Source organism: Alterileibacterium massiliense (genome assembly GCF_900104645.1).
Lineage (GTDB): Bacteria > Bacillota > Clostridia > Peptostreptococcales > Anaerovoracaceae > Alterileibacterium > Alterileibacterium massiliense.
On record NZ_FNWE01000002.1, the window covers coordinates 962,100 to 986,595 of the forward strand.

Genomic DNA, 24,496 nt, shown 5'->3' on the forward strand with positions numbered 1-24,496 from the left:
AGCCTCCTTAAAATTATACATATAAAACTACCGGAAGAATCATCGGACTTCTTTTTGTTTTCTTATATATAAAGCTCCTTAAATCGTTTCTAAGAGCATTTTTTAATGTGTTAAAATCAGTGGTCTTTCTATCAAGACATTTTTGAATTGACTGCCTTGAAATTTCAATTGATTCCTGAATTAATGTTTCATTATTTTTTACATATATAAACCCTCTGGTGGTGAGCTCAGGATTTGAAATCATGATGCAATTGTTCTTATCTATTGCAACAACAACCGATATAAGTCCTGATTCTGAAAGCTGTTTTCTATCTCTTAAAACAACATCACTAATGTCACCAATTCCATATCCGTCGACCAATACAGCTTCAGCATTTACCTTGTTTCTTTCAAGTTTTGTGATTTTATTTCTAATTGAAAGCTCATCGCCATTGCTCATTACGAATATCTTCTTCTGGCTCATTCCAAGCTCTGATGCTAATTTAGCGTGCTCAATTAGATGCCTGTATTCACCATGAACTGGTATGAACATCTTTGGTTTTAACAAGGCGTGAATAAGCTTATGTTCTTCCCTGCAAGCATGACCGGACACATGAATATCAAGAAAATCTGATAGCTTTACCTCTACCTGCTTTTCATATAGTTTATTTACTATATCTGTAACAGCTCTGTCATTTCCCGGTATAGGTGAGGAGCTAAATACCACTACATCACCCTTTTTTAATCTTACAGCCTTGTGCATATCATTTGCCATCCTTGTTAAGGCTGACATTGGCTCTCCCTGACTTCCCGTTGTTATTATAGTAATATTATTGTCAGGTATTCCCTTTATTTGTCTAATATCAACGAAGGCTGTTTCAGGTATATTAAGATAATTTAATTCTCTTGAAATTGCAATAACATTCTCCATAGACCTTCCGGAAATTGCAATTTTTCTTCCATGTTTTATAGACTCTTCCATGAAATATTTAATTCTATATACATTAGAAGAAAATGTAGCGATAATAATTCTGCTGTCCGTCTCATCAAATATCTTATTCATGGAATTTACAACGGTTTTTTCCGATGGTGTAAATCCTGGCTTCATAATATTTGTACTTTCGCTAAGCAGTACATCTACGCCTTCTTTACCTATCTGGGCATATCTACCTAAATCTATAATCTTACCATCTAAAGGAGTGTAATCTATTTTAAAGTCTCCAGTATGAAAAACATTACCACCCGGTGTTTTAATATAAAAAGCGACAGCATCTGCAATGCTATGATTCGTTCTAACAGCTTCTATATTAAATATACCAAGGTTAAAAACATCCTTTGGATTTATATCATAAATTTCAGGTTTAATTCCTCTAAATTCTTTAAGCTTATTTTGTATAAGGCATCTTGCCAATGGAGGAGCATAAATCGGTACATCTATCTGTTGCAAAAGATATGGTACTCCACCTATATGATCTTCGTGACCATGTGTTATAATAAGTCCCTTAATTTTTTCCATATTGTCCCTTAGATATGAAAAATTAGGAATGACTACATCAATACCTAGCATATCATCTTCAGGAAATGACAGCCCACAGTCTATTATGAGAATTTGATTCATACATTCTAAGGCTGTTATATTCTTCCCTATTTCCTTTAGACCGCCAAGCGGAATAATTTTAAGTTCCTCATTTTTAGCAACGATTTTGTTTTTGCTATTTTTATTATTATACTTGTTATTCTTATTATTATGATTGTTGTGATTTTTATTATTATTTTTATTACTTATATTTGTATTTAAATTCTTTTTATTCGAATTTTTAGTCCTTGCCTTTGGTGACACAACTCCTTTTGTTGCATTATTAATAATATCATTGTTTTGATTATTATTCTTATTTCTTTTTTTATTATTATTTGTATTCATTTCTATTATTTAACAACAATATTAACAAGTTTTTTAGGTATCGCAATTACCTTAACGACATCTTTTCCTTCAATAAATGGCTTTATCTTGTCACTTGTTAATACTTCGCTTTCCATCATCTCCTTTGTATAATTATTTGGAATCATAAGCTTAGCTCTTAGCTTACCATTAATTTGAATTATAATTTCAATCTCATCTTTTATAAGTGCATTTTCATCGTAGGAAGGCCAGTTTATTTCAAAAACTTTTTTCTCATGACCTAACTTCTCATATAACTCCTCAGTTATATGAGGAACGAAAGGATTTAAAATTATTACCAATTTATTAATAGCATCATTTAGTAGTGGAAAATTAATACCTTCATTTTGTTTATATTTATATAATTCATTTACAAGCTCCATTATAGAAGCTATTGCAGTATTGAAGTTAAATCTGTTACTTAAATCATTTGTAATCTTTTTTATTGTATTATTAAGAATATAATTTAATTCTCTATCTTTATCATCCTTTATTATAATTTCTTTGGTACTTAAAACTTTGTCAGCACTTTCATTTATAAAATCGGTAACGAGTCTATATAGCCTATTTAAAAATCTATAACTACCTTCAACTCCTTTATCTGACCATTCAAGTTCTTTTTCAGGCGGAGCAGCAAATAGCATGAACAGACGGGCCGTGTCAGCCCCGTATTTGTTTTGAATTTCTTCTGGACTTACAACATTTCCAAGTGATTTACTCATCTTGGCTCCGTCCTTAATAACCATACCTTGTGTAAGAAGATTTTCAAAAGGTTCTTTAGCCGGAACTAGATTAATATCAGACATAAACATTGTAAAAAATCTGCTATATAGAAGATGCAAAATTGCGTGCTCAACGCCACCAATATATTGATCCACATTCATCCAGTAATCAGCCTTGTCCCTCTCGAAAGGATTATCCTTATTTTTAGGATCGGAATATCTTAAAAAATACCAAGAGCTGTCAAGGAAGGTATCCATCGTATCAACTTCTCTTCTTGCTTTTTTCCCGCATACCGGACATTCACACTCTAAAAAGCTTTTCGATGTTGTAATTGGTGATTCACCTTTTCCACTAAATTCAACATCAGTAGGAAGTAAAACTGGTAGGTTTTCCTCCTTTTCCATTACCCAGCCACAGGTATCACAGTAAATCATAGGAATAGGCGTCCCCCAATACCTCTGCCTAGAAATAAGCCAATCCCTTAGCTTATATTGAACCTTTGGCTCTGCAAGTCCACTTGATTTTAACTCACTTATAATCTTAGGTATTGCTTTACTATTATCCATTCCATTGTAATCACCTGAATTAATCATAATGCCTTCTGCTTGGAATGCTTCAGTAAGGTTATTTACATCAATTTTACTATCCTTAGGTGGTTCAATAACGGGAATAATATCAAGATTAAATTTTTTCGCAAAATCGAAGTCGCGCTGATCGTGAGCAGGAACACCCATAACAGCACCTGTACCATAGTCCATCATTACATAATCCGAGATAAAAAGCGGAATCTCGGAATTAGTTACAGGATTAATTGCATATTCTCCTATAAAGATTCCTGACTTCTCTTTCTTAACAGCCGTCCTCTCCATCTCTGATTTATTCGTGCATTCTTTTTGATAAGCTTTTACATCATTTTCATACTCAGTAGACTTAACTATTTCATCTACCAAAGGATGTTCAGGAGCAAGCACCATAAAAGTTGTTCCATATATTGTATCGGGCCTAGTCGTATATACTTTAATATTTTTATTTAAATTTTTTAATTTAAAATCAACTTCTGCACCGCTTGACTTTCCAATCCAGTTTTTTTGCATAAGCTTGACCTTGTCCGGCCAACCTTTCATATCATCTAGGCCTTCAAGCAATCTGTCGGCATAGTCAGTAATTTTAAGATACCACTGACTTAGTTTTTTCTTTGTAACCGATGTATGACATCGTTCACACTTGCCATCTACAACCTGCTCATTTGCTAAAACCGTCTGGCAACTTGGACACCAGTTAACTGAGCTTTCCTTTTTATATGCAAGATTGTTCTTATAAAATTGTAAAAATAGCCACTGAGTCCATTTATAATATTCAGGTTTACTCGTTGCTACTTCCCTATCCCAGTCATAACTCAGTCCAAGTGAGTCAAGTTGATCGTGCATAGCTTTAATATTGCTATCGGTCCACTTAGCAGGATGTATTTTATTTTTTATTGCAGCATTTTCAGCAGGCAAGCCAAAGCTGTCCCACCCCATTGGATGTAGGACATTATATCCCTCTAATTTTTTAAATCTAGCTATAACATCTCCTATTGAATAATTTCTTACATGGCCCATATGTAACTTTCCTGATGGATATGGGAACATCTCAAGAACATAGTATTTCTCCTTATTCTCAAGAGCTTCGTCCTCAGTTTTAAAAGCCTTTTCATCTCTCCATATTTTTTGCCATTTATCTTCTATATTTTTAAAATTATATCTGTCTTCCATTCTTCGCTCCTCAATACAAATCATAATCAGTCGATAGTTTTTATTTCGCAGTCACTCCACAATCTGTCAAGATCATACTTATCTCTCATCTTTTCTGTAAAAATATTAATTATTATGTCACCGCAGTCAACTAGAATCCAACCCTTGCTATTTTTCCCTGTTGAACTCTTAATTTCAAGTCCGGATTCTATCGCAATTTCTTCGGCATAATCTGAAAGTGCTGATAGCTGTCTTTCCGAGCCGGCTGTTAAATTTATGAAAAAATCAGCAAATGAGCTTTTTTCCCCTATATCTATAATAGTAATATTCTTTGCTTTTCTATCTAAAAGTTTTTCCGCTATCAGACTGGCTATTTCTTTGTTATTCATTATTTCTCCTTTTTATTTTTTTTAAAATCCATTCTCTGGCATGAATTGTATCTCTATCAATCTCTTTATTTTTTTTATTTAAATCTTCTATGCAAAAATCGAGTATAAAAAGGCAGATTTTATCTAAATCTATCTCTGCTTCTTTTCTTAGCCTTTCAACCTCATTATACTTCCTATTTATTTCAATCGCATCTGATACATATAAAATTTCTTCAAGAAGGCTCATCTCGGCTCTTGCCGTCGTATGATATGATATAGCATTTATTATATCGATGTCCTCGACACCCAGTTCATCTTCAGCAAACTTGGCTCCAACCTTAGAATGGGCAATTTGAATATTATTTATATATTTATAATCAATACCATAATATCTTACATATCTATTTGATTCTTCAACTGATAGGCATTTAGCCATATCGTGAATATATCCTGAAAAATAAGCCTTATCTTCATCTATGCCATATATTCGTGCAAGCCTTTTTGCCATATTAGCTACACCAAGGCTGTGAATATATCTCTTTTTTGTCAAAAGTTTTTCTAGTTTATATTTTAAATTTTCATCTATAAGAAAATTATTATACTTTCGCTTATTTTTATTTATATTATTAGGGTCATTTAATTTCTTAATTATCTCAAGTTTGCATTTATTTAGATTATTTTTGTATAAGTCATTTTTTAAAATATAATCTCTAACTTCAGCTGTCAGATATTCTGAAATATCATCTTTTAAAATTAAATTATCTCTAATAGCCGACGAAGAAATATATTTTGGTATCTTTTTTAATAAAATTATGTCTGAATTAAACTTTTTCTTATAATATGCTATCTTTTCAATTAGTTTTTCAATTGGAAATCCGACTCTTTTTACAGCGATTATCTTAAATTTTGACAATAACTCAGGCCCTCTATGCCACTCTTCCATTGAATCTATTGAGTCAGCTCCTGCCACAAAGCATATATCATGAGAAAATTTTCTTTCAAATGCTTCTAGGGTATCTATTGTATAAGATGGGGATTTTCTTTTTATCTCATAATCTGATGCTTCAATACTAGGTAGATCTCTTATAGCAATATTTATCATATTGATTCTATCTTCACCTGATGAATGTATCTCACCTTGTTTAAATGGACTGATATAATTTGGCATAAAGAATAATCTGTCGGCAGCTTTTTCCTCTATGACAGCCTTAGCAACCTCGAGATGCCCCATATGTATGGGATCAAAGGTCCCTCCGTATATAGCAATCCTAGTCATTTTTAATTAATTCTAATCCTAGTTCATTCAGCTGCTCGCTGCTTGAATGTGCAGGAGCATTGCTTACAGGTTCTTCTGCATTTTGATTCTTAGGAAAAGCGATGACTTCTCTTATGCTATCTTCGCCCAAAAGAAGCATTACCATCCTATCTAGTCCATAAGCAAGGCCCGCATGAGGAGGTGTTCCATATTTAAGAGCATTGATTAAAAATCCGAATTTTTCCTCACACTCTTCTTCGCTAAGTCCAAGAATGTCAAACATTTTCGCCTGCATAATGCTGTCGTGAATTCTTATAGAGCCACCACCTAGCTCTACTCCATTAAGTACAATATCATATGCATCGGCTTTTAGTGATAGAATATCATTTTCATCTATTTGGCTAATTTCATCAATCTTTGGTTTGGTAAATGGATGATGCATAGCAGAAATATTCCCGTCATCGTTTATTTCAAACATTGGAAAATCGACAACCCATAGGAAGTTAAATTTATTTTGATCAACTCTTCCTAGAAGCTCATTTGCTCTACGCCTTAAAAATCCTAATGAATCATATACAATTTTGGGCTTATCGCTACATATAAATACAATATCGCCATCCTCTGCTCTTCTGTCTGAGGTAGAATCCTCTTTCATAGGTATAGGATTAATCTCAGCACCTTTTGCACATTTATTCATAAGAATTTCAAGTTCTTTTTCATCAAAAAACTTATTGACGGAAGAATTGAATTTTCCCTCTTCCTTTTTTATCCAAACAATTCCTTTTGCACCATATTGTTTTGCTTCAAGAGTAAGCTTATCAATCTTCTTTCTTGAAAATTCTTTCGCTCCATTTGGAATACAAATACCTCTAATATCTCCACCATTCATCAAGTTGTCAGAAAAGACTTTGAATGATGTATCCTTTAACTCTTCCGATAGGTCTACTAACTCTGAGCCAAATCTTGTATCAGGCTTATCAGAACCAAATCTAACCATAGCTTCCTGCCATGAGAGTCTTGGAAGAGGTAATTGAAGCTCTATTCCCTTTATTTCTTTCATAAGCTTTTTTAAGAATCCCTCTTGTATTTTTATTACCTCATCTTGGTCTACAAAACTCATTTCAAGGTCAATTTGTGTAAACTCAGGCTGTCTATCCGCTCTTAGATCCTCATCCCTAAAGCATTTAACAATTTGATAATATCTGTCAGTTCCTCCAATCATGAGTAGTTGCTTATACATTTGAGGACTTTGAGGAAGAGCATAGAAAGAACCTTGTTTTATCCTGCTAGGAACTAGATAATCTCTCGCACCCTCTGGTGTTGGTTTTATCAAATATGGCGTCTCAACTTCTGTAAAATTATTATCGTCAAAATAATCTCTTGCTATCTTGCACACCTTATGCCTTGTAGAAAGATTGTTTTGCATCTTATTTTTTCTTAAATCTAAATATCTATATTTAAGCCTTAGTGAGTCAGAAGCATTGTCATCATCTTTAATATAAATTGGCGGTGTTTCAGCCTTTGAATATATGATAATATCATCTGCAACAATCTCAATATCTCCCGTGTCAATCGCAGTATTTTTTGAATTTCTTTCTCTTACAATTCCCTTAACTCCTATTACAAATTCAGACCTAAGCGACTTTGCAATTTTAATCAATTCGTCTTTAGCATTTTCATTTATAACTATCTGCGTAATCCCACTTTTGTCACGAATGTCAACGAAAATAAGTCCGCCTAAGCTTCTTTGTTTTGCAACCCAGCCATTTAATACGACTGATTTACCCTCATCACTAAGTCTAAGATCTCCGCACATATGAGTTCTTTTGAAAATATTGGACATCATCTATCCTCTCTCTTTATTATTACTTTATTTAATATCTTATTTTATATTTATTATTAATTTATTATTAATATTTTTTATTGCTTTATATTTAACTTAAACTCTAAGCAGTTCATTCCTATCTACTTTAATCTGATTTCCAGTAGTCATATCTTTAATTGTCAATTTATTGCTATTTATTTCATCTTCTCCAATAATAATTGAATATTTTGCATCAACCTTATCTGCAAGCTTCATCTGAGATTTTAACTTTCTCTCACATACATCAATTATGGCAGACTTACCTGAATTTCTAAGAGCATTTACAAGATTTATGGCATATAATCTTGCTTCATCAGATACAAATGCTACGAAGTAGTCCGGCTTATATATACCACCAAAATTATGTCCATTTTCACTCATTAGCATTAGAAGTCTTTCTTTTCCCATTCCAAATCCAACGCCTGTCAAATCTTGCCCGCCTATCTCCTTTACTAGATGGTCATATCTTCCACCTCCACACACAGTCCCTTGGGATCCAAGTCTTTTTGAAATAAATTCAAAGGCTGTTTTCGTATAATAATCAAGACCTCTTACAATTCCCGAATCAACAATATAAGCGATATTCATTTCATCAAGGAGGAGCTTTATATCAGTAAATGCTTTTCTGCAGTCATCACATAGGTAGTCAAGTATTGTTGGTGCATTTTCTACTAATTCCTTATCACATTCCTCTTTGCTATCGAGTATTCTCATTGGATTTGTTTCAAATCTCTTCTTGCTATCATCACTTAATTTGTAAAAATTAGGCATCAAATAGTCTTGCAATGCCTTCCTATATACAGGTCTACATTCTTTGCAACCAACGCTATTAATTCTTAGTTCTAGATCATCTATTCCCATCTTTCTTAAAAAAGAGTCTGCTAGGGCAATTACTTCCGCATCTGAAAGCATAGAATCCGAACCAAAAATTTCTACTCCAAATTGGTGAAATTCTCTATATCTTCCCTCTTGTGTATTTTCATATCTAAAGCATGGGATATCATAATAATATTTATGTGGCTTAATAGCTCTAACATCGGTGCTACAAGAAAAGGCTCTTACCGCAGGAGATGTTCCCTCAGGCTTAAGAGTTAAGCTCCTTTTGCCCATGTCATTAAAAGTATACATCTCTTTTTGAACAATATCTGATGTCTCTCCTACGCTTCTTTTAAAAAGTGCGGTGTTTTCAAACATTGGAGTTCTAATTTCACCATAGCCGAATTCTCTAGCCATCTTTGAAAAATTGTCCTCTATGAATTGCCATTTATATGAATCAGCTGGAAGAATATCCTTTGTCCCCTTAGGTGCTTTTATATTCATCTTATCTCCTTTAATAATTTATATATCAAAAATACAAATTCTTTTTTTCTAAAATTTCATCAAATCTATCCATATATATTTTATAATTTCTAGGATTTGCAATTCTTTTGATCGAAAAACCGGTTTCACTTTTATTAGGATAATATTTTTTACCAATACCCCCTGCACCAAGTGCAATAATGGTCTGATTTTCTTCAATTATCCTAATATTATATATTGAGTGCACATTTTCTTTGCACCAACCGATATTTTCAAGTCCTCCAACTTGATTTTTTTGTTTATATATATAATAAGGTTTATATCCTGAATTTTTAAGTTTATCATATGAATATCTTAACATTTCATAAACCTTTTTTTCGCCATCTCTAAATATATAAGGCGAAACTTCTTTTAATTCCGAGCCTCTTTTTACTGAAAGCGTATGAATTGTAATATTTTCAGCCCCTAATTTTATTATTTCATCTAGCGAATTTTTAAAGTCCCTAACTTCTTCACCTTTAAGGCCAGCTATAATATCTGAATTTATAATACTTATATTATTTAATCTAGCTTCATAAAAAGAATTATAAATATCCTTTACGCTGTGCTTTCTGCCAATAATATCCAAGGTTTTTTGATTTAATGACTGAGGATTAATGCTAATTCTATTTATATTGAACTTATTAATTGTTATCAATTTTCCCTTGGTTATTGTATCAGGTCTTCCCGCTTCAATAGTAATTTCAGTTTTTTCAGGATTTATCTTAAAAGCATTGATAGTCGTATTAATTAAAAGTTCTAGGTCTATTTTGTCAAGAATAGTTGGCGTTCCTCCGCCAAAATAAAGCGACTCTATTCTATATCCATTTTTTATAGCTATTTCTCCAGTAAATTTAATCTCTTCAATCAACAAGTTTAAATAGCTTTTTATAATAGAATAGTCTGTAACTTCTGATGCAAAAGAACAGTAATAACACCTAGTTGGGCAAAAAGGTATCCCGATATATAAGCTTACTAACTTGCCATCATTATATGGCAATTCTTCTCCAGCTCCCCTAACAAAATCATTTTGATAATTCAATATATCAATTAAAATATCTGCTTTTATATCTTCTAATAAATATCTATTTTTTAAATTTAGTTTTAATTGCTTAATTCTATCTTCTATCTTAATTGACAAATTACCATCTATTTTTTGCTTTTCTTTATATGCAAGTTTTAATGGATGGACACCTGTTAATGTACCCCATGAATAAAACTTGCCTGTGATTTTAGATAAAATTTTATATAATTCCTTTTTTAGTGAATCTCTTCTATCTGAAATATTTTTTTCATTTGAGTCTACAAAAAACTGTCAGGTCTTAAATTTAATTTTTTTATAAAATCATCATTCAAGTTAACAGGAATAACTTCAAATTCATCATTATTTAAAAATATCCTTATAAGCTCAGAAAAATGATATTCATTATCTATATTATTTATATAAAATCTATACATTTAAATTATTGATGACATTATATTATATCTTTTTTCACGGCCAATGGATGAAGAAGGTCCATGCCCTGGGTAGACGATAATATTTTCAGGTAATTTAAATAATTTGTTTATAATAGAATTTTTTAGTTTTAAAAAATCTCCTCCATAAAGGTCATATCTTCCAATATCTCCTCTAAATAAGGTATCTCCTGTAAATATCAACTCTTCCGTTAGAATACACATTCCACCTTCGGTATGACCTGGAGTTTCTATAAACTTAAATACTGTATCTCCAAGGCTTATTTCATCTCCATCTTTAACATAAATATCGGGATCGAATTCAAGCTTTTTACCGGTAAGCTGATATACCATATTTATATTACTATTATTAAACATTATTTTTTCTTTTGCTGAGCCTACAACCTTAGCCCTTGGATATAATTCTTTATATATTGGTAGTTCGCATATATGGTCGGCATGACCATGTGTTAGAAATATGTATTCAAGTCCATTGGAATTTTCTATAATATTATTTATCTTGGAATTATAAGTTCCAGGGTCAACTAATATAGTTTTCCCAGTCTTTTCTTCTATTCCTACATATGTCATTTCCATATACATATTTTGATCAAACCAATGTACTTCTATACTCATTACTACCTCCTAGCTCTATATGCCTGATCAATTCCATCAAGATTTCTTAGTGCAACAAGCAATCTATGGATTTGATGTGTTTCTGTAATTCCTATTGTAATTTCCATTGAGACTGCACCGCCATCAACAGGTTTCATAATAACGCCCGCAAGTCTAATGTCCTTATCGTCGCAAGCCTTTGATATTTCGCTGAATAAACCCTTTCTGTCGTGCCCCTCAAGGATAATATTCACATAAAATTCCTGACCAATCTTAGGTTTATCCCACTCTACTTCAATTAATCTCTCTTTTTCTTCTTCTGGAAGATGAATAATATTAGGACAATCCTTTCTATGAACTGCAATTCCATTACCCTTGGTAATATAACCGATAATTTCATCGCCAGGGACAGGGCTACAACAGTGAGAAACCTTTATCATGAGATTATCAGCACCTTTTACAATAATTCCCGAATCGGATGATGCCTGTAAAGATTTTAGATTGCTCCCCTGATTAAACTTTTCTTCCTTATTCTTATTATTTTTTTCATCATTTAGATTATCAAATTCGTAGTAACCAATTAGTTTATTGGCAAGCTTATTTAGTGCTTGACCGCCATGCTGAATTTGGCTATAAAGTTCATTAACATTTAATAATCCGCTATCCTTAACTGCCCTTAATATATAAGAATTTTTACAAATTAAATCAGAGTCATATCCTTTCTTCTTGATATAATCTATAATTCTCTGCTTTCCTCTTAGATTAAGTTCTTCTTTGTTCGCTTTTTTCAGGAAATTTTTAATCTTATTTCTTGCGTGCGAACTCTTAACCATATTTAACCAGTCCATACTTGGACCTGAAGAATTTGAAGATGTGATAATTTCTATAATATCTCCATTTTTTAGCTTCGTTCCAATTGGGACCATTTTCCCATTAACCTTTGCACCAACACATCTAAGACCAATATCGGTATGTATTTTAAATGCAAAATCAAGTGGAGTAGATCCATATGGAAGCTCTTTAATATCGCCTTGAGGTGTAAAAACAAACACTTGATTTTCAAACAAGTCCATCTTTAGAGTCTCTAAAAATTCGAGAGAATCATCTGATTCCTGTTGCCAGATAAGTGCCTGTCTGAGCCACGAGAGCTTTCTATCGTTTTCATCAGAACTTCCTTTGATATTTCCCTCTTTGTATTTCCAGTGGGCAGCAATACCATATTCCGCAATCTGGTGCATTTCTTTTGTTCTTATTTGAATTTCAAACGGTTCACCCTTGTCATCTAATACTGTGGTATGTAGGCTCTGATACATATTTGGTTTTGGCATTGCAATATAATCTTTAAACCTACCTGGTATAGGAATCCACCTTGTATGTACCAGCCCCAAAACTGCATAACAATCTTTAAGATTATCAACTATGACTCTAATAGCTATCAAATCAAAAATTTCATCTAATTCTTTTTTCTGCATTACCATCTTTCTATATATGCTATATAGATGCTTTGATCTGCCATTTACCTCACAATCAATATCCTGTTTTTTAAGAAGTTCTTCCAGTTCTTCAATTAGTTTTACTACAATTTTTCCTCTGAGTTCTTTCTTTTTATTAACCTGTTTTAATAGCTTTTCATACTCGCGAGGATGTAAATATTTCAATCCGAGGTCTTCTAGCTCAAATTTAACATTATACATTCCAAGTCTGCCTGCAAGAGGAGCATAGATTTCAAGCGTTTCCATAGCCTTTTCTTCAATCTTATTACTTGGCATAAATTCAATTGTTCTCATATTATGGAGCCTATCAGCAAGCTTAATTATAAGAACCCTTATGTCCTTAGACATAGCAAGAAACATCTTTCTAAAATTTTCAGCTTGCATCTTCTCTTTTGAGTCATATTTGATATTTCCAAGCTTTGTAACGCCATCAACTAGGAGAGCCACCTCATCTCCAAATTCAGCTTTTAGATCGTCTTCTGTGAAATCAGTGTCTTCAACCGCATCATGAAGAAGCCCTGCAATCAAGGCTTCTTTATCAATTCCAAATCCAGCTAAAATTTTAGATACTGCAATTGGGTGAATAATATATGGTTCACCACTCTTTCTAAATTGCCCATCATGTAATTTAACAGCTAGATTAAAGGCCTTAATAACAGACGGATCGTCATACTTACTATTTATTGCCTTTATATCCTCGATATATTGTTCTGCTGTAGGAATTAAATTATTATTTGCCAAGTTTACCTCCATTAAGGCAAAATCAATGCGATAGATTTATTTTACTATTCCGTCATTTGGTTTATTGATTTTTTTCTTTTTCTTTTCAATTTTGTTTCTTTTTTCATCATATCTTGAAATGCTATCTTTTTTATTAAATTCATAATATAGCGGACTGCATAAGAATATAGATGAATAAGTACCAAATATTACACCAATCATAAGCGGTATTAAGAACTGCTTCATTTCAATTGTTGCCATTAGATAAAGCGGTATCATAACTACCAAGGTAGTAAGTGATGTAAGTATTGATCTTGTAAGAGTTTCATTTACTGATGTATCTATGAGAGTCTCAAGCTCTTTTCTCTTGAAAAATCTACTATTTTCTCTAATCCTGTCAAATACAACAATTGTATCGTTAATAGAGTAACCGACAACAGTCAATATACCAGCTATAAATGGATTATTTATGGTAAATCCGAAGATAGCATATAATGATAGTGTAACCAGTACATCATGCCCTAGTCCTGAAATTGCTGAAAGACCATATTTCCAATTTTTAAATCTAAATCTTATATATATAAGCATGAAGAATACAGCTATTAGAATTGATTTAACAGCATTTTTTCTCAAAGTTTTTCCGACTGTTGGTCCAAATTCTTCAGATGAAAGGACAGCATCCATTCCACCAACATGATATTTTTTATCTATGGTATTTACGACCTCATTCCTTTCATTTGCATTTAGTGATTTTATTGTCTTAATGACAATTTCTTTATTTCCCTCTCCTGCATATACAATCGTAGGATTTAATTTATAATCTTTTATTGTATCTTTAACTTCTTCGATGCTAACCTTCTTACCCATGTCCATCTGTATTGTTGTACCGCCGGTAAAATCAATACCAAAATTAAATCCTCTAAAGATTGTAAAAATAATTCCTAATATGATTATAGACGAGCTTATAAGGTAGTATATCTTTCTATTTTTTATAAATTTAATATGATGTTTCCATTTATATCTTGCTCTTCCATCTTTTTTAATTCCAAAGAAACTATTTTTTGAAAGCTTTTTGGAGTCAGCCATTAGCGTAACAAAGAGCTGAGTAATAAATACTGCGGTAAAAATACTTATTACTGTACCAATCATAAGAGTCAAAGCAAATCCCTTAACTGAGGTTGTACCTATTAGATAAAGTACTATTGCAGCAATAAGAGTTGTTGTCTGAGAATCTATTACAGTAGATAGGGCTGAATGAAAACCACTATCAACAGCGACCCTTATAGATTTACCTTTTTCTATTTCTTCTGCAATTCTTGTAAATATAATTACATTTGAGTCAACGGCCATACCTATGGATAAAATAATTGCTGCTATGCCTGGTAACGATAAAACAACTCCTAGAGCAGACATTATCCATAAATCAAGTAAAATATATAAGGCAAGTGCAATATCAGCAACCACACCCAAGGCACCGTAGGCTATTATCATGACGAGGAATACTATTCCAAGTCCTATCAGACCTGCCTTAACACTGAGCTCTAGAGCGTTAGCCCCTACCGTAGCTGTTTCTACAGATGAATTAACTTCTGTTAGCGATGCAGGGAGTGCTCCTCCTCTAATAAGTCCTGAGGTTGTCTTTGCTTCAGCTTCTTTAAATCCGCCATTCCTCGTTATTTCACAGGTTGAACTTGAAATCTTTTCTTTTGTTGTCGGTGCCGATATAACCTTATCATCAAGCATTATAACAATGGCTGTAGGATCTACTAATTGATTATTTTCATCGCGAAGTGCAGGAACTACCTTGCCGCTTGATGATTTTTCAGTTGCATTTGCAAAAGCATCTTGACCCTTAGCCGTAAAATCCATCGTTATCTTATATCCACCATTTTGTGAATCCGTAGTATAACTAGCATTTTTAACCCCTTCTCCCGTCATTACAGGGGTGCCGTCAGCGAGCAAAAATTGTAATTGTGCCGTTTTACCAATTTGGTTAATAGCTTCTGTGGCATCTTTAACTCCTGGCATCTCTACTCTTATCCTTTTAGAACCTTCGATAGATACTGCCGCCTCTGATATTCCCATTGCGTTAACACGGTTTTCTAATACGGTCTTTGTTTGCTCCATCAATTTGGTAAGCTCTGTTCCTTTTTCTTTTGTATTAGCCTCTAATAGAACATATACTCCGCCATTGATGTCTAATCCATATTTTAACTGTTTAGATAATTTTTTAAATGGACCAGCTCCCGTTATAGAAAATATCCACCCAAAAATTAAAACAAATAGTATTAGAATTGCAAAAAACTTTTTAGTTGCTGATTTCATATTATTTATAACCTTTCGTAAAATAATAAATTTATGATTTTCTTCCTATATTAAATAAAAATATATCATGTTATTTTACATTAAAAGTCTTGTGTTTTCAAGCATTACACTTTATTATTTTGTCTATAAATTATAAGTGTAAATGTTAAAATTCATAAGATAAGTCGCATAAAAAGACGATTAGTAAATAAACTATAAATAAATAAAAAAGCGTTGCACGGGCAACGCTTAAATATAAAACAATTCTTACTTTTCTTCTTTTGATTCTTTCTTTGATTCTTCTTTCTTAATTTCTTTTTTTACTTCTTTTTTTGCTTCTTTATCTTGTTTTTCATCTTTATTAAGCTTTTTAGGACGAACTTTTTTATTCCTATCAGGCTTAGGAGCGTTGTCTTCTTCCTCAATAATTGCTTTCTGAGACTTTTCTTTCTTAGGCTCAGCATTGTCAGCTTTTTTATCTAGTACAGTGCCAATAGCAGACTTTACAAATTCAAGTTTTACCTTATCAGCTCCAACAGCTATAGTAACCGTATCCTCCTTAATTCTAACAATCTTACCCTTAATACCTCCGATTGTCAAAATCTCATCGCCCGGTTTAAGTGCATCTCTCATAGCCTTTGTCTCTTTATCTCTTTTTTTCTGAGGTCTTATCATCAAAAAATAAATTACGGCTATAAATACTACAATAAGAATTAAATTTATTGCTTGTGCATTACCTCTCATAATATCCTCCATTTCATTTTTTTGAAATAATAATGTGATGGTGCCGATGGTGGGGGTCGAACCCACACGATATTTCTATCACGGGATTTTGAATCCCGCGCGTCTGCCAATTCCGCCACATCGGCTTAGTGTTATTATTTAGTATTATTATATAGATTATTATAAAAAAAATGGTGCGGCTGACTGGACTCGAACCAGCACGGTCTCCCACATGCCCCTCAAGCATGCGCGTCTGCCTATTCCGCCACAGCCGCACGAAATTACCTAAATATTATACCAGTAAAAAAGTAAAAATCAAATATTTTTAATAAAATATACACCCTCTTCCGAAATTTTATTACCATAAACTATAGATGTATGGTAAAATAACAAATTATTGGAGGAAATCATGGATATTAATAATAAAAAAGAAAGACTTCCAAAACTTTGGGAAGCGATATTAACTTTTCTGACGCTAATAGCAATTATGGCTGTTGGAATAATTGTATTTAAAACTGAACCTCATGTTCCTATGTTTATAGGGGTTATATCCGCTGCAATTATGGCTATGCACCTAGGATATAGCTGGGATAAGATAGAATCCTTTATGGTAAAAGGAATTTCAAGAGCTATGGGATCAATAATGATATTGATCGTTATAGGAATTCTAATTGGAGTGTGGATTGTATCCGGTGTAGTTCCTACAATGATATATTATGGGCTTAAATTAATTTCTCCAAAAATTTTTTTAGTAGCTGCCTTGTTAATATGCTCAATAACCTCCCTTGCCACAGGCTCATCATGGGGAACAATGGGTACAATGGGCTTAGCTCTAATGGGTATCTCGCAAGGACTTGGCATTCCACTTCCTGCAACGGCAGGTGCTGTTATTTCAGGTGCTTATTTTGGTGATAAAATGTCACCCCTCTCAGACACGACAAACCTAGCACCTGCAATGTCAGGTAGCAATGTTTTCTCTCATATAAGATTTATGATTTTCCCTACAACTATTACCTATGTGATAAGCATATTATTTTTTGGAAGTCTCAGTTTACATTTTTCTTCAAACCTCGGCAATGCTTCTATACGCTCTGTAAAAATAATCAGCGAAGGATTAAGCAATAATTTTAATATTAATCCTATCCTTCTCTTGCCACCAATTATAGTTATACTTGCAGTAATAAAAAAAGCTCCAGCTTTACCTGGGATTGTTTTAGGTATAATTTCAGCAAGCATCTTAGGACTCATCTTTCAAAGGAGTGGTTGCACCTTAGGTGATATTCTTGACTGCGGAATGAACGGATTTACAAGCGATACAGGAGTTAAATCTATAGACAAACTATTATCAACAGGCGGAATCACTAATATGTTATCTTCTGTTTCACTTACTATAATATCTATGATGTTTGGTGGAATAATGGAGGAAACAAAGCAACTTGATGTGATAGTTAATAGAATATTAAGGCATATAAAAACCGACGGTGGACTTGTTACACTAACTGAAGCAACCTGTCTTGCAAGCAATATTACAATGCCTGAGCAGTATATTTCAATTGTTGTACCTGGAAGAATGTATGAAAAAGCATTTGAAGAAAGAAATCTTAGCCCTGCAACGCTGAGCAGTGCCCTCGAAAATTCAGGCACTGTTACATCAGCTCTCGTACCTTGGAACACCTGTGGTACATTTATAAAATCTACTTTGCAGATAGGAACATTCCAATATCTTCCTTTTGCAATATTTAACTACCTAATGCCTATTGTAAATATTATTTTAGCATATGCAGGAATTACAGTTGCTGACTTAAATGGAACGAGAAAGCGTGATTTAAAGAAAGGTAAAATAAAAGAGCTAAGCAAATAGTAAAGTAAAGAGCTAATCTCTAATTATTCTCCTTTAAATTGAATAAAAGACTATCTATTTTCCGGTGCAATTCTTCAATTGTTCCGGAATTTTTAATCACTACATCAGATTTTATTTCTTTATCTCTGTCAGGCATCTGTTTGTCCATTATCTTCTTTATCATATCTTCATCAAGATTATCTCTTTTTTTAATTCTTTTAACTCTTTTTTCCATGTCAGAACAAACCAGCCATATTTTATCAAAATAGTTCTCGTTATCTCCTCCATTTTCAAAGAAAAGAGGTATGGCAACAAATAGTATTTCTAGCCCTTTCTTCCTATAATCTTCAATCATTTTTTTGGTGTCGGAAATAATTATATCGGTAGTTCCTTTTTCAAGAAGCTTTTTCTTATTTTCATCCTGATAGACTAGCTTTCTTATCTTTCCCCTGTCCATGCTACCATCTTTTAAAATATATTCTTCACCAAAAACATCTCTTATATAAGAAATTGCCTTACCATTTTTTGAAGTTATCTCATGTGCCATTAAATCGGTATCGATAACCTTATATCCTTTAGATATTAAATAATCTGTTACTGCTGTTTTCCCCGAGCCGATGCCGCCTGTAATAACTATGACAATCATTTTAAATCATACCAACTTTCGCCTATATTAATATCTGTCGTAAGCTTAACAGGTAGTTTTGCTACATTTTCCATTCTTTCTTTTAGAATTTTTTTAACCTCTTCTATCTCATCATCATATGTTTCAATTATTAGCTCATCGTGTATTTGCAAGATAAGCTTTGATTTTAGTCCTTTTTCCACTAAATCATTATATACTCTAATCATTGCATACTTAATTATATCGGCGGCGGAGCCCTGAATCGGTGTGTTCATTGCTAGTCTTTTCGCCTGCTCTCTTTCCATAAACTTTCTCGATGAAAACTCAGGTATTTGCCTTATTCTTCCATAGATAGTCCGTACCTCTCCATCTTTTTTCCCAATCTCAACTTGATTATCTAGATATTCTTTAACCTTTGGATATTTATTAAAATAATCTTTAATATAATTATCAGCTTCATATCTTGAAACATGAATATCTTCGCTTAAGCCAAAACCGCTCATACCATATATGATTCCAAAGTTTACAGCCTTTGCTCTAGATCTCTGAGATGAGTTTACATCTTCAATAGGAATGCCAAATACCTTTGAAGCAGTTATCCTATGAATATCCTTACCTTGATTAAATGCTTCGATCATATCCTCATCTCCTGATAATGCTGCCATTATTCTAAGCTCTATTTGAGAATAATCCGCACTGATAAGCGTCCTTCCAGAGCCTGCTACAAACGCCTTTCTGATAAGTCTTCCATAGTCATCTCTGAAAGGTATATTTTGCAAATTAGGCTCAGTGCAACTTAGCCTGCCTGTAGCAGCTACAGTTTGCTGAAAATGAGGATGGATTCTTCCGTCGCTAGCGATAAGTTTTATAAGTCCATCTATATATGTGCTTTTTAATTTCGTATATTTTCTATATTTTAAAATTAAAGAAATTATCTCGTGCTCATCTATTATTTTTTCAAGTATTGTAACGGCGGTTGAATATCCATTTTTCCCCTTGCTTTTTTGAGGGTATGGCAAATTCATTTCATCAAATAGAACTATTCCTAGCTGTTTTGGAGAGCTTATATTAAATTCCTTCCCTGCTAACCTGGTAATCCTTTTAGATAATTCGGAGATCTTAATTTCAAGCTCTTCACCTATATTAATAATTGTTTTTTCCTCAATTATAATTCCATTTAGCTCCATGTCTGAAAGAACCTTTATAAGAGGTAATTCGCAATTATAATATATGTCATTTAGTCCCCTATCATCTATTTCATTTCTCTGATTTTCATAAACCTTACTTATTGCAAAAAGTCGCTTTTTTATAATATTTTCGTCTGCTTCTTTATTTTCATCTTCATCAAATAAGGTGAGCTGTTTATTTAATTTTGTATTTTCTTCGTACTCAATTACTTCCCCACAGTAACTTAAAAACATCTTATCTAAATCATATCTGGTCCTATTTGGCTCAAGAATATATTCAGCTATTTCTGTATCATGGCTTATTATTAAATTATTTGCAATATCGCTTGCTATTGATTTAAGTGAAAAAAATTGCTCCTTAAGTCCATGTCCAATGATTTTGCAATCTAATTTTACTAGAGCTTCTAATATCTTTTTTAAACCATCTATACTATCAACTTTATATTGGCTTATGCACTCAATTTCAGGTTTGTAGAGATATAAATTTCTAACCTTAACACAGTTTAAATGATCATTATTTGATTCAATATAGATAATTATTGAGTCATCTTTTTTTAGTTTTTCCAGAAAATTATCTATTTTAATATTTTTTATCTTGGAAAATTCTGAATTTAATTTTTCGTCTTTATTATTTGTATTTTGAGATATTTTTTTTAAAAATGAATTAAACTCAAGTCTTTTATATATCTCTATTAATTTTTCATAATTAGGCTCAATATATTTAATTTCATTCCAATTTATCTCAATTGGTACATCTCTATTAATTGTAGCAAGCTCTCTGGTCATAAGGGCTTCTTTAACATTATCCCTTATATTTTCTCCAAGCTTACCCTTTATTAGATCTTTATTTTTTATGACTTCATCGAGATTCCCATATTCTTTTAATAATTGGATTCCCTTTTTTTCACCAACACCATATACACCAGGTAAATTATCGGAGCTATCTCCCATTAGACCTTTTAAATCTATAAATTGGCTAGGCGTGAGCCCATATCTTTCTTTCATCGCTGCTTTATCATATAAATCAAAATCCGTCATTCCTCGTTTGTTAATTATGACCTTGACATTATCATCAATAAGTTGCAATTCATCCTTGTCTCCTGTAATGACGACGGATTCTATATTATTTATGCTCGCCTCTTTTGTAACAGTTCCAATAATATCATCTGCTTCATAATTCTCCATTTCCATTATCTTGATATTCATAGCTAAAAGAATCTCATGAAGAACTGGTATCTCATCAATTAATTCTTGAGGAGTCTTCATTCTTCCAGCCTTGTACTCGCTATAAATATCATGTCTAAATGTTTTTTTGCCCACATCAAAGGCTACAACTATATAAGTTGGTTTAAAATCATTTAATATCTTTTCAAGCATATTTATAAAAGCAAAGATACCCTGCGTATGAAATCCGTCCTTTGTAACCATTGGTCTCATAGCAAAATATGAACGAAAGAGCAAGCTGTTTCCGTCTATAATAACTAATTTATCTTTATTCATTTTCCCCTCTATTTTTCTAAAAAGGAGCTTGCTGACTTCAAGCCGTAGGCAGGCTCCGCATTTCTTGCTGAATTAATTATTGCATATTGTAAAATATCCGTTGATAATGCAGCTAATGAATCAAAATCAGCTTCTACTTTTCCCGTTGTCATAACAAAAATCGTATCACCATCAAGTGAGCTATGTACCGGCTTTATTGCTCTTGCATATGCATCATGAAGTATGCTAGAAAGCTTATTAGCCTGCACCTTTGTAAGCTTTGCATTGGTAATCAAGCATGAGATGGTCGTGTTAAATATCATATCATCTTCATCACTAAATAATGAATCTCCATCTAATATCTTAATTTCATTTGGCTTATTATTATCAGGAATAGGAAGTATCCCCTCTCCATTTCTTCCTTCTATTCTAAGTATTTCATCTCTAATTTTGTTATCTTCTATATTAGCTATTTTTTTGTTTTCAGATTCATCACCATTATCATTTTCTACACTATTTATTTCTAAATTATCTTTTCCTAAATTGTCTTTTTCTATAATATTTTTTAGATCATCATTTTCAGAAATATCATTTTTTAAAAAGCTTTTTTCTAAATGTCCATTTCCTGAAATGTCGATATTAGCATTAGAATTATTGTTTATTCCTAAGATTCTTTCTTTATGTGCCATAATTGTGCTTAATATTTCGGTCTTATCCTCGCTTAAAGGACCTGCTATTATTTTATTATTATCATCATATATGTCTCCTACTGCGTTTACTGCTGTTATAGCACCTATTTGGAGATTGTCAATCTGACAGGCAAATGTACCAAGACCTGTTTTCATTGATCTTTCAATTCCATAAATTTTACCTACAGTTGTTCCTGTTCCTGCCCCGAAATTTCCCGATTTGAACTCGTTCATATATGCGTTTTCTACTGCCCTTTTTCCCATCTCAATATCAGGTCTTACAAATTTTGAACCAACATTTAAATCGAATAATGAGGCAGAACAAACGATAGGAACATTTATACCAGAAGCCTTTAATCCAATATTTTTCTCATCGAGATAATTCATAACTCCTGACGCTGATTCAAGTCCAAAAGCACTTCCTCCGGTAATTACCACGGCATTAATCTTTTGAACTGTATTTTCGCTTTTAAGTAAATCTGTTTCTCTAGTTGCCGGTGCACCGCCTCTTACATCAACTCCTGCAAGAGCACCTTCTTCTGAAATGATTACCGTACAACCAGTGCCAGCTTTTAAATCTTCTGCATTGCCTAACTTAAATCCCTCAATGTCTGATACATTAATAATTTGAAATTTCATAATAATCACCCTAATAGCAATAGATATTTTTTTACAGTTTATCACATATATCTTTTATATCAAAATTAGTTTAAATAATTATAAATAAAACCCGAAATACCGTCAGGTCACATAATTGACGCCCTATCTAAGAAAAGGGTGGGTACCTGCTGCTTTTTATTATCTGAAGTCCCAAATGGGCATTTCATAAATAAATAGACCCGCAGTCCCGTGCAATATGTGTAGGTTCAATTAATATTCCCAACAAATATTTCAGGTAATTATTTATATAATATTTATTTCTTTGCTAATTAGAGCTCGCAATTATAATATACGCTCTGAACATCATCATTATCTTCAAGCGTGTCTATAAGCTTGCTTAATGATTTTATATCATCATCAGACACGCTCGCTTCCATAGATGGTATATGTTCTATTTCTGCCTCTGCAATTTCATATCCTGCATCGGACATTGCCTTATGTACATCGCTGAAAACTGAAGGTTCTGTCCTTATCTCATAATTATCTTCATTTGAAATAACATCTTCTGCTCCCGCTTCAAGAGCATCCATCATTATGGTATCTTCATCAATTTCTGATTTTGCTTCAATAATTATAACACCTTTTCTTGAAAACATATAAGATACGCAACCTGGTGTGCCCAAATTCCCACCATTTTTATCAAATGTAGATCTAACAAAAGATGCTGTTCTATTTTTATTATCAGTCAAAGCATTGACTATTATTGCAACACCACTTGGACCATATCCTTCAAATGTAAGTTCTTCAAAAGATTCTCCCTCGAGTTCTCCTGAACCTTTCTTCACTGCCCTTTCTATATTTGCATTAGGCATACCAATTGATTTTGCCTTTTCAATTGCAACCCTAAGCGTAGAATTAAATTCAGGATCTCCACCATCCTTTGCAGCAACCATTATCTGCCTTGAATATTTTGTAAATATAGCTGCCCTCTTAGAATCCTGTGCTGATTTTCTATTTGCTATTGTACCATGTCTTCCCACTTAAAGACTCCCTTCATATTTAAATTTTTTATTATTATATTGATATTATATATTAATGCAAAAATAAGAACAAGATAAGCTAATTAGATATTGGATCCATTACTATCTAGATAGCTTTGAAGTATTATAATAGCAGATTGCTTATCAATAACTTCTTTCCTCTTTTTTCTGCTTAAATCTGCATCTATTAATACTCTCTCTGCTATAACAGTAGTAAAACGCTCATCTTCAAATATACATTTTACTTTGGATAATCCTGTGCTTCTTAATTTATTTTCTAGCATGGTCTTAAAATCATAGACTTTTTTTGTTTGCACGCTATCAGTTCCATTTAAATTTATATTTAGTCCTATTACAATAGTATCGCAGTCATATTCTTTTACAAAATCAATAATCTTTGTCGTATCTTTCCTTATTCCAACTCGATCAATGGTTGTAACGCCTTGTGCAATAATACGCAAAGGATCACTAATAGCTACGCCGATGGTTTTATCACCGACATCAAGCCCGATAATTCTCTTATTCAT

General features: G+C 32.6%; 17 protein-coding genes and 2 tRNA genes. 1 reads left to right on the forward strand and 18 read right to left on the reverse strand.

Annotation, left to right across the window (positions count from 1 at the left end; genetic code table 11):
* Positions 1-13: 13 nt before the first annotated feature.
* The 13 genes from BQ5371_RS06275 to BQ5371_RS06330 form a co-directional block, all read right to left on the reverse strand.
* The gene (locus BQ5371_RS06275) at positions 14-1,900 is read right to left on the reverse strand and encodes a ribonuclease J (protein WP_083377455.1); all 1,887 of its coding nucleotides are present in this window, start codon (positions 1,898-1,900) and stop codon (positions 14-16) included.
* 5 nt (positions 1,901-1,905) lie between these two features.
* Positions 1,906-4,395 carry a leucine--tRNA ligase gene (gene leuS, locus BQ5371_RS06280; RefSeq protein WP_071133003.1) on the reverse strand — a complete coding sequence of 830 codons (2,490 nt, stop codon included), beginning with the start codon at positions 4,393-4,395 and terminating at the stop codon, positions 1,906-1,908.
* Between the two features lie 26 nt (positions 4,396-4,421).
* Positions 4,422-4,763, reverse strand: a complete 342-nt coding sequence (gene rsfS, locus BQ5371_RS06285; RefSeq protein ID WP_071133004.1) for a ribosome silencing factor — start codon at positions 4,761-4,763, stop codon at positions 4,422-4,424.
* The gene (gene nadD, locus BQ5371_RS06890; RefSeq protein WP_083377456.1) at positions 4,756-6,018 is read right to left on the reverse strand and encodes a nicotinate (nicotinamide) nucleotide adenylyltransferase; all 1,263 of its coding nucleotides are present in this window, start codon (positions 6,016-6,018) and stop codon (positions 4,756-4,758) included. The genes rsfS and nadD overlap by 8 nt, the downstream gene beginning before the upstream one ends.
* Positions 6,011-7,840 carry an aspartate--tRNA ligase gene (aspS, locus tag BQ5371_RS06295; protein WP_071133005.1) on the reverse strand — a complete coding sequence of 610 codons (1,830 nt, stop codon included), beginning with the start codon at positions 7,838-7,840 and terminating at the stop codon, positions 6,011-6,013. The genes nadD and aspS overlap by 8 nt, the downstream gene beginning before the upstream one ends.
* Before the next feature lie 96 nt (positions 7,841-7,936).
* Positions 7,937-9,181, reverse strand: a complete 1,245-nt coding sequence (hisS, locus tag BQ5371_RS06300; protein WP_071133006.1) for a histidine--tRNA ligase — start codon at positions 9,179-9,181, stop codon at positions 7,937-7,939.
* A 25-nt stretch (positions 9,182-9,206) separates the two neighbouring features.
* Positions 9,207-10,484, reverse strand: coding sequence for a coproporphyrinogen dehydrogenase HemZ (gene hemZ, locus BQ5371_RS06305; protein WP_083377457.1), 1,278 nt, complete (start codon positions 10,482-10,484; stop codon positions 9,207-9,209).
* Positions 10,485-10,657: 173 nt separating this feature from the next.
* Complete coding sequence (locus BQ5371_RS06310) at positions 10,658-11,290, reverse strand: MBL fold metallo-hydrolase (RefSeq protein ID WP_071133008.1); 633 nt, start codon at positions 11,288-11,290, stop codon at positions 10,658-10,660.
* Positions 11,291-11,292: 2 nt separating this feature from the next.
* Positions 11,293-13,503 (reverse strand): RelA/SpoT family protein, encoded by a 2,211-nt coding sequence (locus tag BQ5371_RS06315; RefSeq protein WP_235821179.1) that lies wholly within the window; start codon positions 13,501-13,503, stop codon positions 11,293-11,295.
* Positions 13,504-13,539: 36 nt separating this feature from the next.
* Positions 13,540-15,807 carry a protein translocase subunit SecDF gene (locus BQ5371_RS06320; RefSeq protein WP_071133010.1) on the reverse strand — a complete coding sequence of 756 codons (2,268 nt, stop codon included), beginning with the start codon at positions 15,805-15,807 and terminating at the stop codon, positions 13,540-13,542.
* A gap of 246 nt (positions 15,808-16,053) precedes the next feature.
* Positions 16,054-16,530 (reverse strand): preprotein translocase subunit YajC, encoded by a 477-nt coding sequence (yajC, locus tag BQ5371_RS07020; protein WP_083377458.1) that lies wholly within the window; start codon positions 16,528-16,530, stop codon positions 16,054-16,056.
* 38 nt (positions 16,531-16,568) lie between these two features.
* Positions 16,569-16,655, reverse strand: a tRNA-Leu gene (locus tag BQ5371_RS06325).
* Positions 16,656-16,701: 46 nt separating this feature from the next.
* Positions 16,702-16,784, reverse strand: a tRNA-Leu gene (locus tag BQ5371_RS06330).
* Positions 16,785-16,918: 134 nt separating this feature from the next.
* On the opposite strand from BQ5371_RS06330, the gene nhaC reads away from it, so the two are divergent.
* Complete coding sequence (gene nhaC, locus BQ5371_RS06335) at positions 16,919-18,370, forward strand: Na+/H+ antiporter NhaC (RefSeq protein ID WP_071133011.1); 1,452 nt, start codon at positions 16,919-16,921, stop codon at positions 18,368-18,370.
* Positions 18,371-18,389: 19 nt separating this feature from the next.
* Here the strand turns inward: nhaC and coaE are convergent, their stop codons facing one another.
* From coaE to ruvX, 5 genes are all read right to left on the reverse strand, one after another.
* A complete protein-coding gene (gene coaE, locus BQ5371_RS06340; protein WP_071133012.1) occupies positions 18,390-18,995 on the reverse strand; it encodes a dephospho-CoA kinase in 606 nt (201 codons plus the stop codon).
* On the reverse strand, positions 18,992-21,661 hold the full coding sequence (gene polA, locus BQ5371_RS06345; protein ID WP_071133013.1) for a DNA polymerase I: 2,670 nt from the start codon (positions 21,659-21,661) through the stop codon (positions 18,992-18,994). The genes coaE and polA overlap by 4 nt, the downstream gene beginning before the upstream one ends.
* 8 nt (positions 21,662-21,669) lie before the next feature.
* Positions 21,670-22,968 carry a P1 family peptidase gene (locus tag BQ5371_RS06350; RefSeq protein ID WP_071133014.1) on the reverse strand — a complete coding sequence of 433 codons (1,299 nt, stop codon included), beginning with the start codon at positions 22,966-22,968 and terminating at the stop codon, positions 21,670-21,672.
* 290 nt (positions 22,969-23,258) lie between these two features.
* Positions 23,259-23,969 (reverse strand): YebC/PmpR family DNA-binding transcriptional regulator, encoded by a 711-nt coding sequence (locus BQ5371_RS06355; RefSeq protein ID WP_071133015.1) that lies wholly within the window; start codon positions 23,967-23,969, stop codon positions 23,259-23,261.
* 83 nt (positions 23,970-24,052) lie between these two features.
* Positions 24,053-24,496, reverse strand: coding sequence for a Holliday junction resolvase RuvX (gene ruvX / locus BQ5371_RS06360; RefSeq protein WP_071133016.1), 444 nt, complete (start codon positions 24,494-24,496; stop codon positions 24,053-24,055).

What these genes read in the sequence shown, in the direction of transcription:
- BQ5371_RS06275 (WP_083377455.1), bottom strand. Translation starts at nt 1,900, where the DNA reads ATGAATACAAATAATAATAAAAAAAGAAATAAGAATAATAATCAAAAC.
- leuS (WP_071133003.1), bottom strand. Translation starts at nt 4,395, where the DNA reads ATGGAAGACAGATATAATTTTAAAAATATAGAAGATAAATGGCAAAAA.
- rsfS (WP_071133004.1), bottom strand. Translation starts at nt 4,763, where the DNA reads ATGAATAACAAAGAAATAGCCAGTCTGATAGCGGAAAAACTTTTAGAT.
- nadD (WP_083377456.1), bottom strand. Translation starts at nt 6,018, where the DNA reads ATGACTAGGATTGCTATATACGGAGGGACCTTTGATCCCATACATATG.
- aspS (WP_071133005.1), bottom strand. Translation starts at nt 7,840, where the DNA reads ATGTCCAATATTTTCAAAAGAACTCATATGTGCGGAGATCTTAGACTT.
- hisS (WP_071133006.1), bottom strand. Translation starts at nt 9,181, where the DNA reads ATGAATATAAAAGCACCTAAGGGGACAAAGGATATTCTTCCAGCTGAT.
- BQ5371_RS06310 (WP_071133008.1), bottom strand. Translation starts at nt 11,290, where the DNA reads ATGAGTATAGAAGTACATTGGTTTGATCAAAATATGTATATGGAAATG.
- BQ5371_RS06320 (WP_071133010.1), bottom strand. Translation starts at nt 15,807, where the DNA reads ATGAAATCAGCAACTAAAAAGTTTTTTGCAATTCTAATACTATTTGTT.
- yajC (WP_083377458.1), bottom strand. Translation starts at nt 16,530, where the DNA reads ATGAGAGGTAATGCACAAGCAATAAATTTAATTCTTATTGTAGTATTT.
- nhaC (WP_071133011.1), top strand. Translation starts at nt 16,919, where the DNA reads ATGGATATTAATAATAAAAAAGAAAGACTTCCAAAACTTTGGGAAGCG.
- coaE (WP_071133012.1), bottom strand. Translation starts at nt 18,995, where the DNA reads ATGATTGTCATAGTTATTACAGGCGGCATCGGCTCGGGGAAAACAGCA.
- polA (WP_071133013.1), bottom strand. Translation starts at nt 21,661, where the DNA reads ATGAATAAAGATAAATTAGTTATTATAGACGGAAACAGCTTGCTCTTT.
- BQ5371_RS06350 (WP_071133014.1), bottom strand. Translation starts at nt 22,968, where the DNA reads ATGAAATTTCAAATTATTAATGTATCAGACATTGAGGGATTTAAGTTA.
- ruvX (WP_071133016.1), bottom strand. Translation starts at nt 24,496, where the DNA reads ATGAATAAGAGAATTATCGGGCTTGATGTCGGTGATAAAACCATCGGC.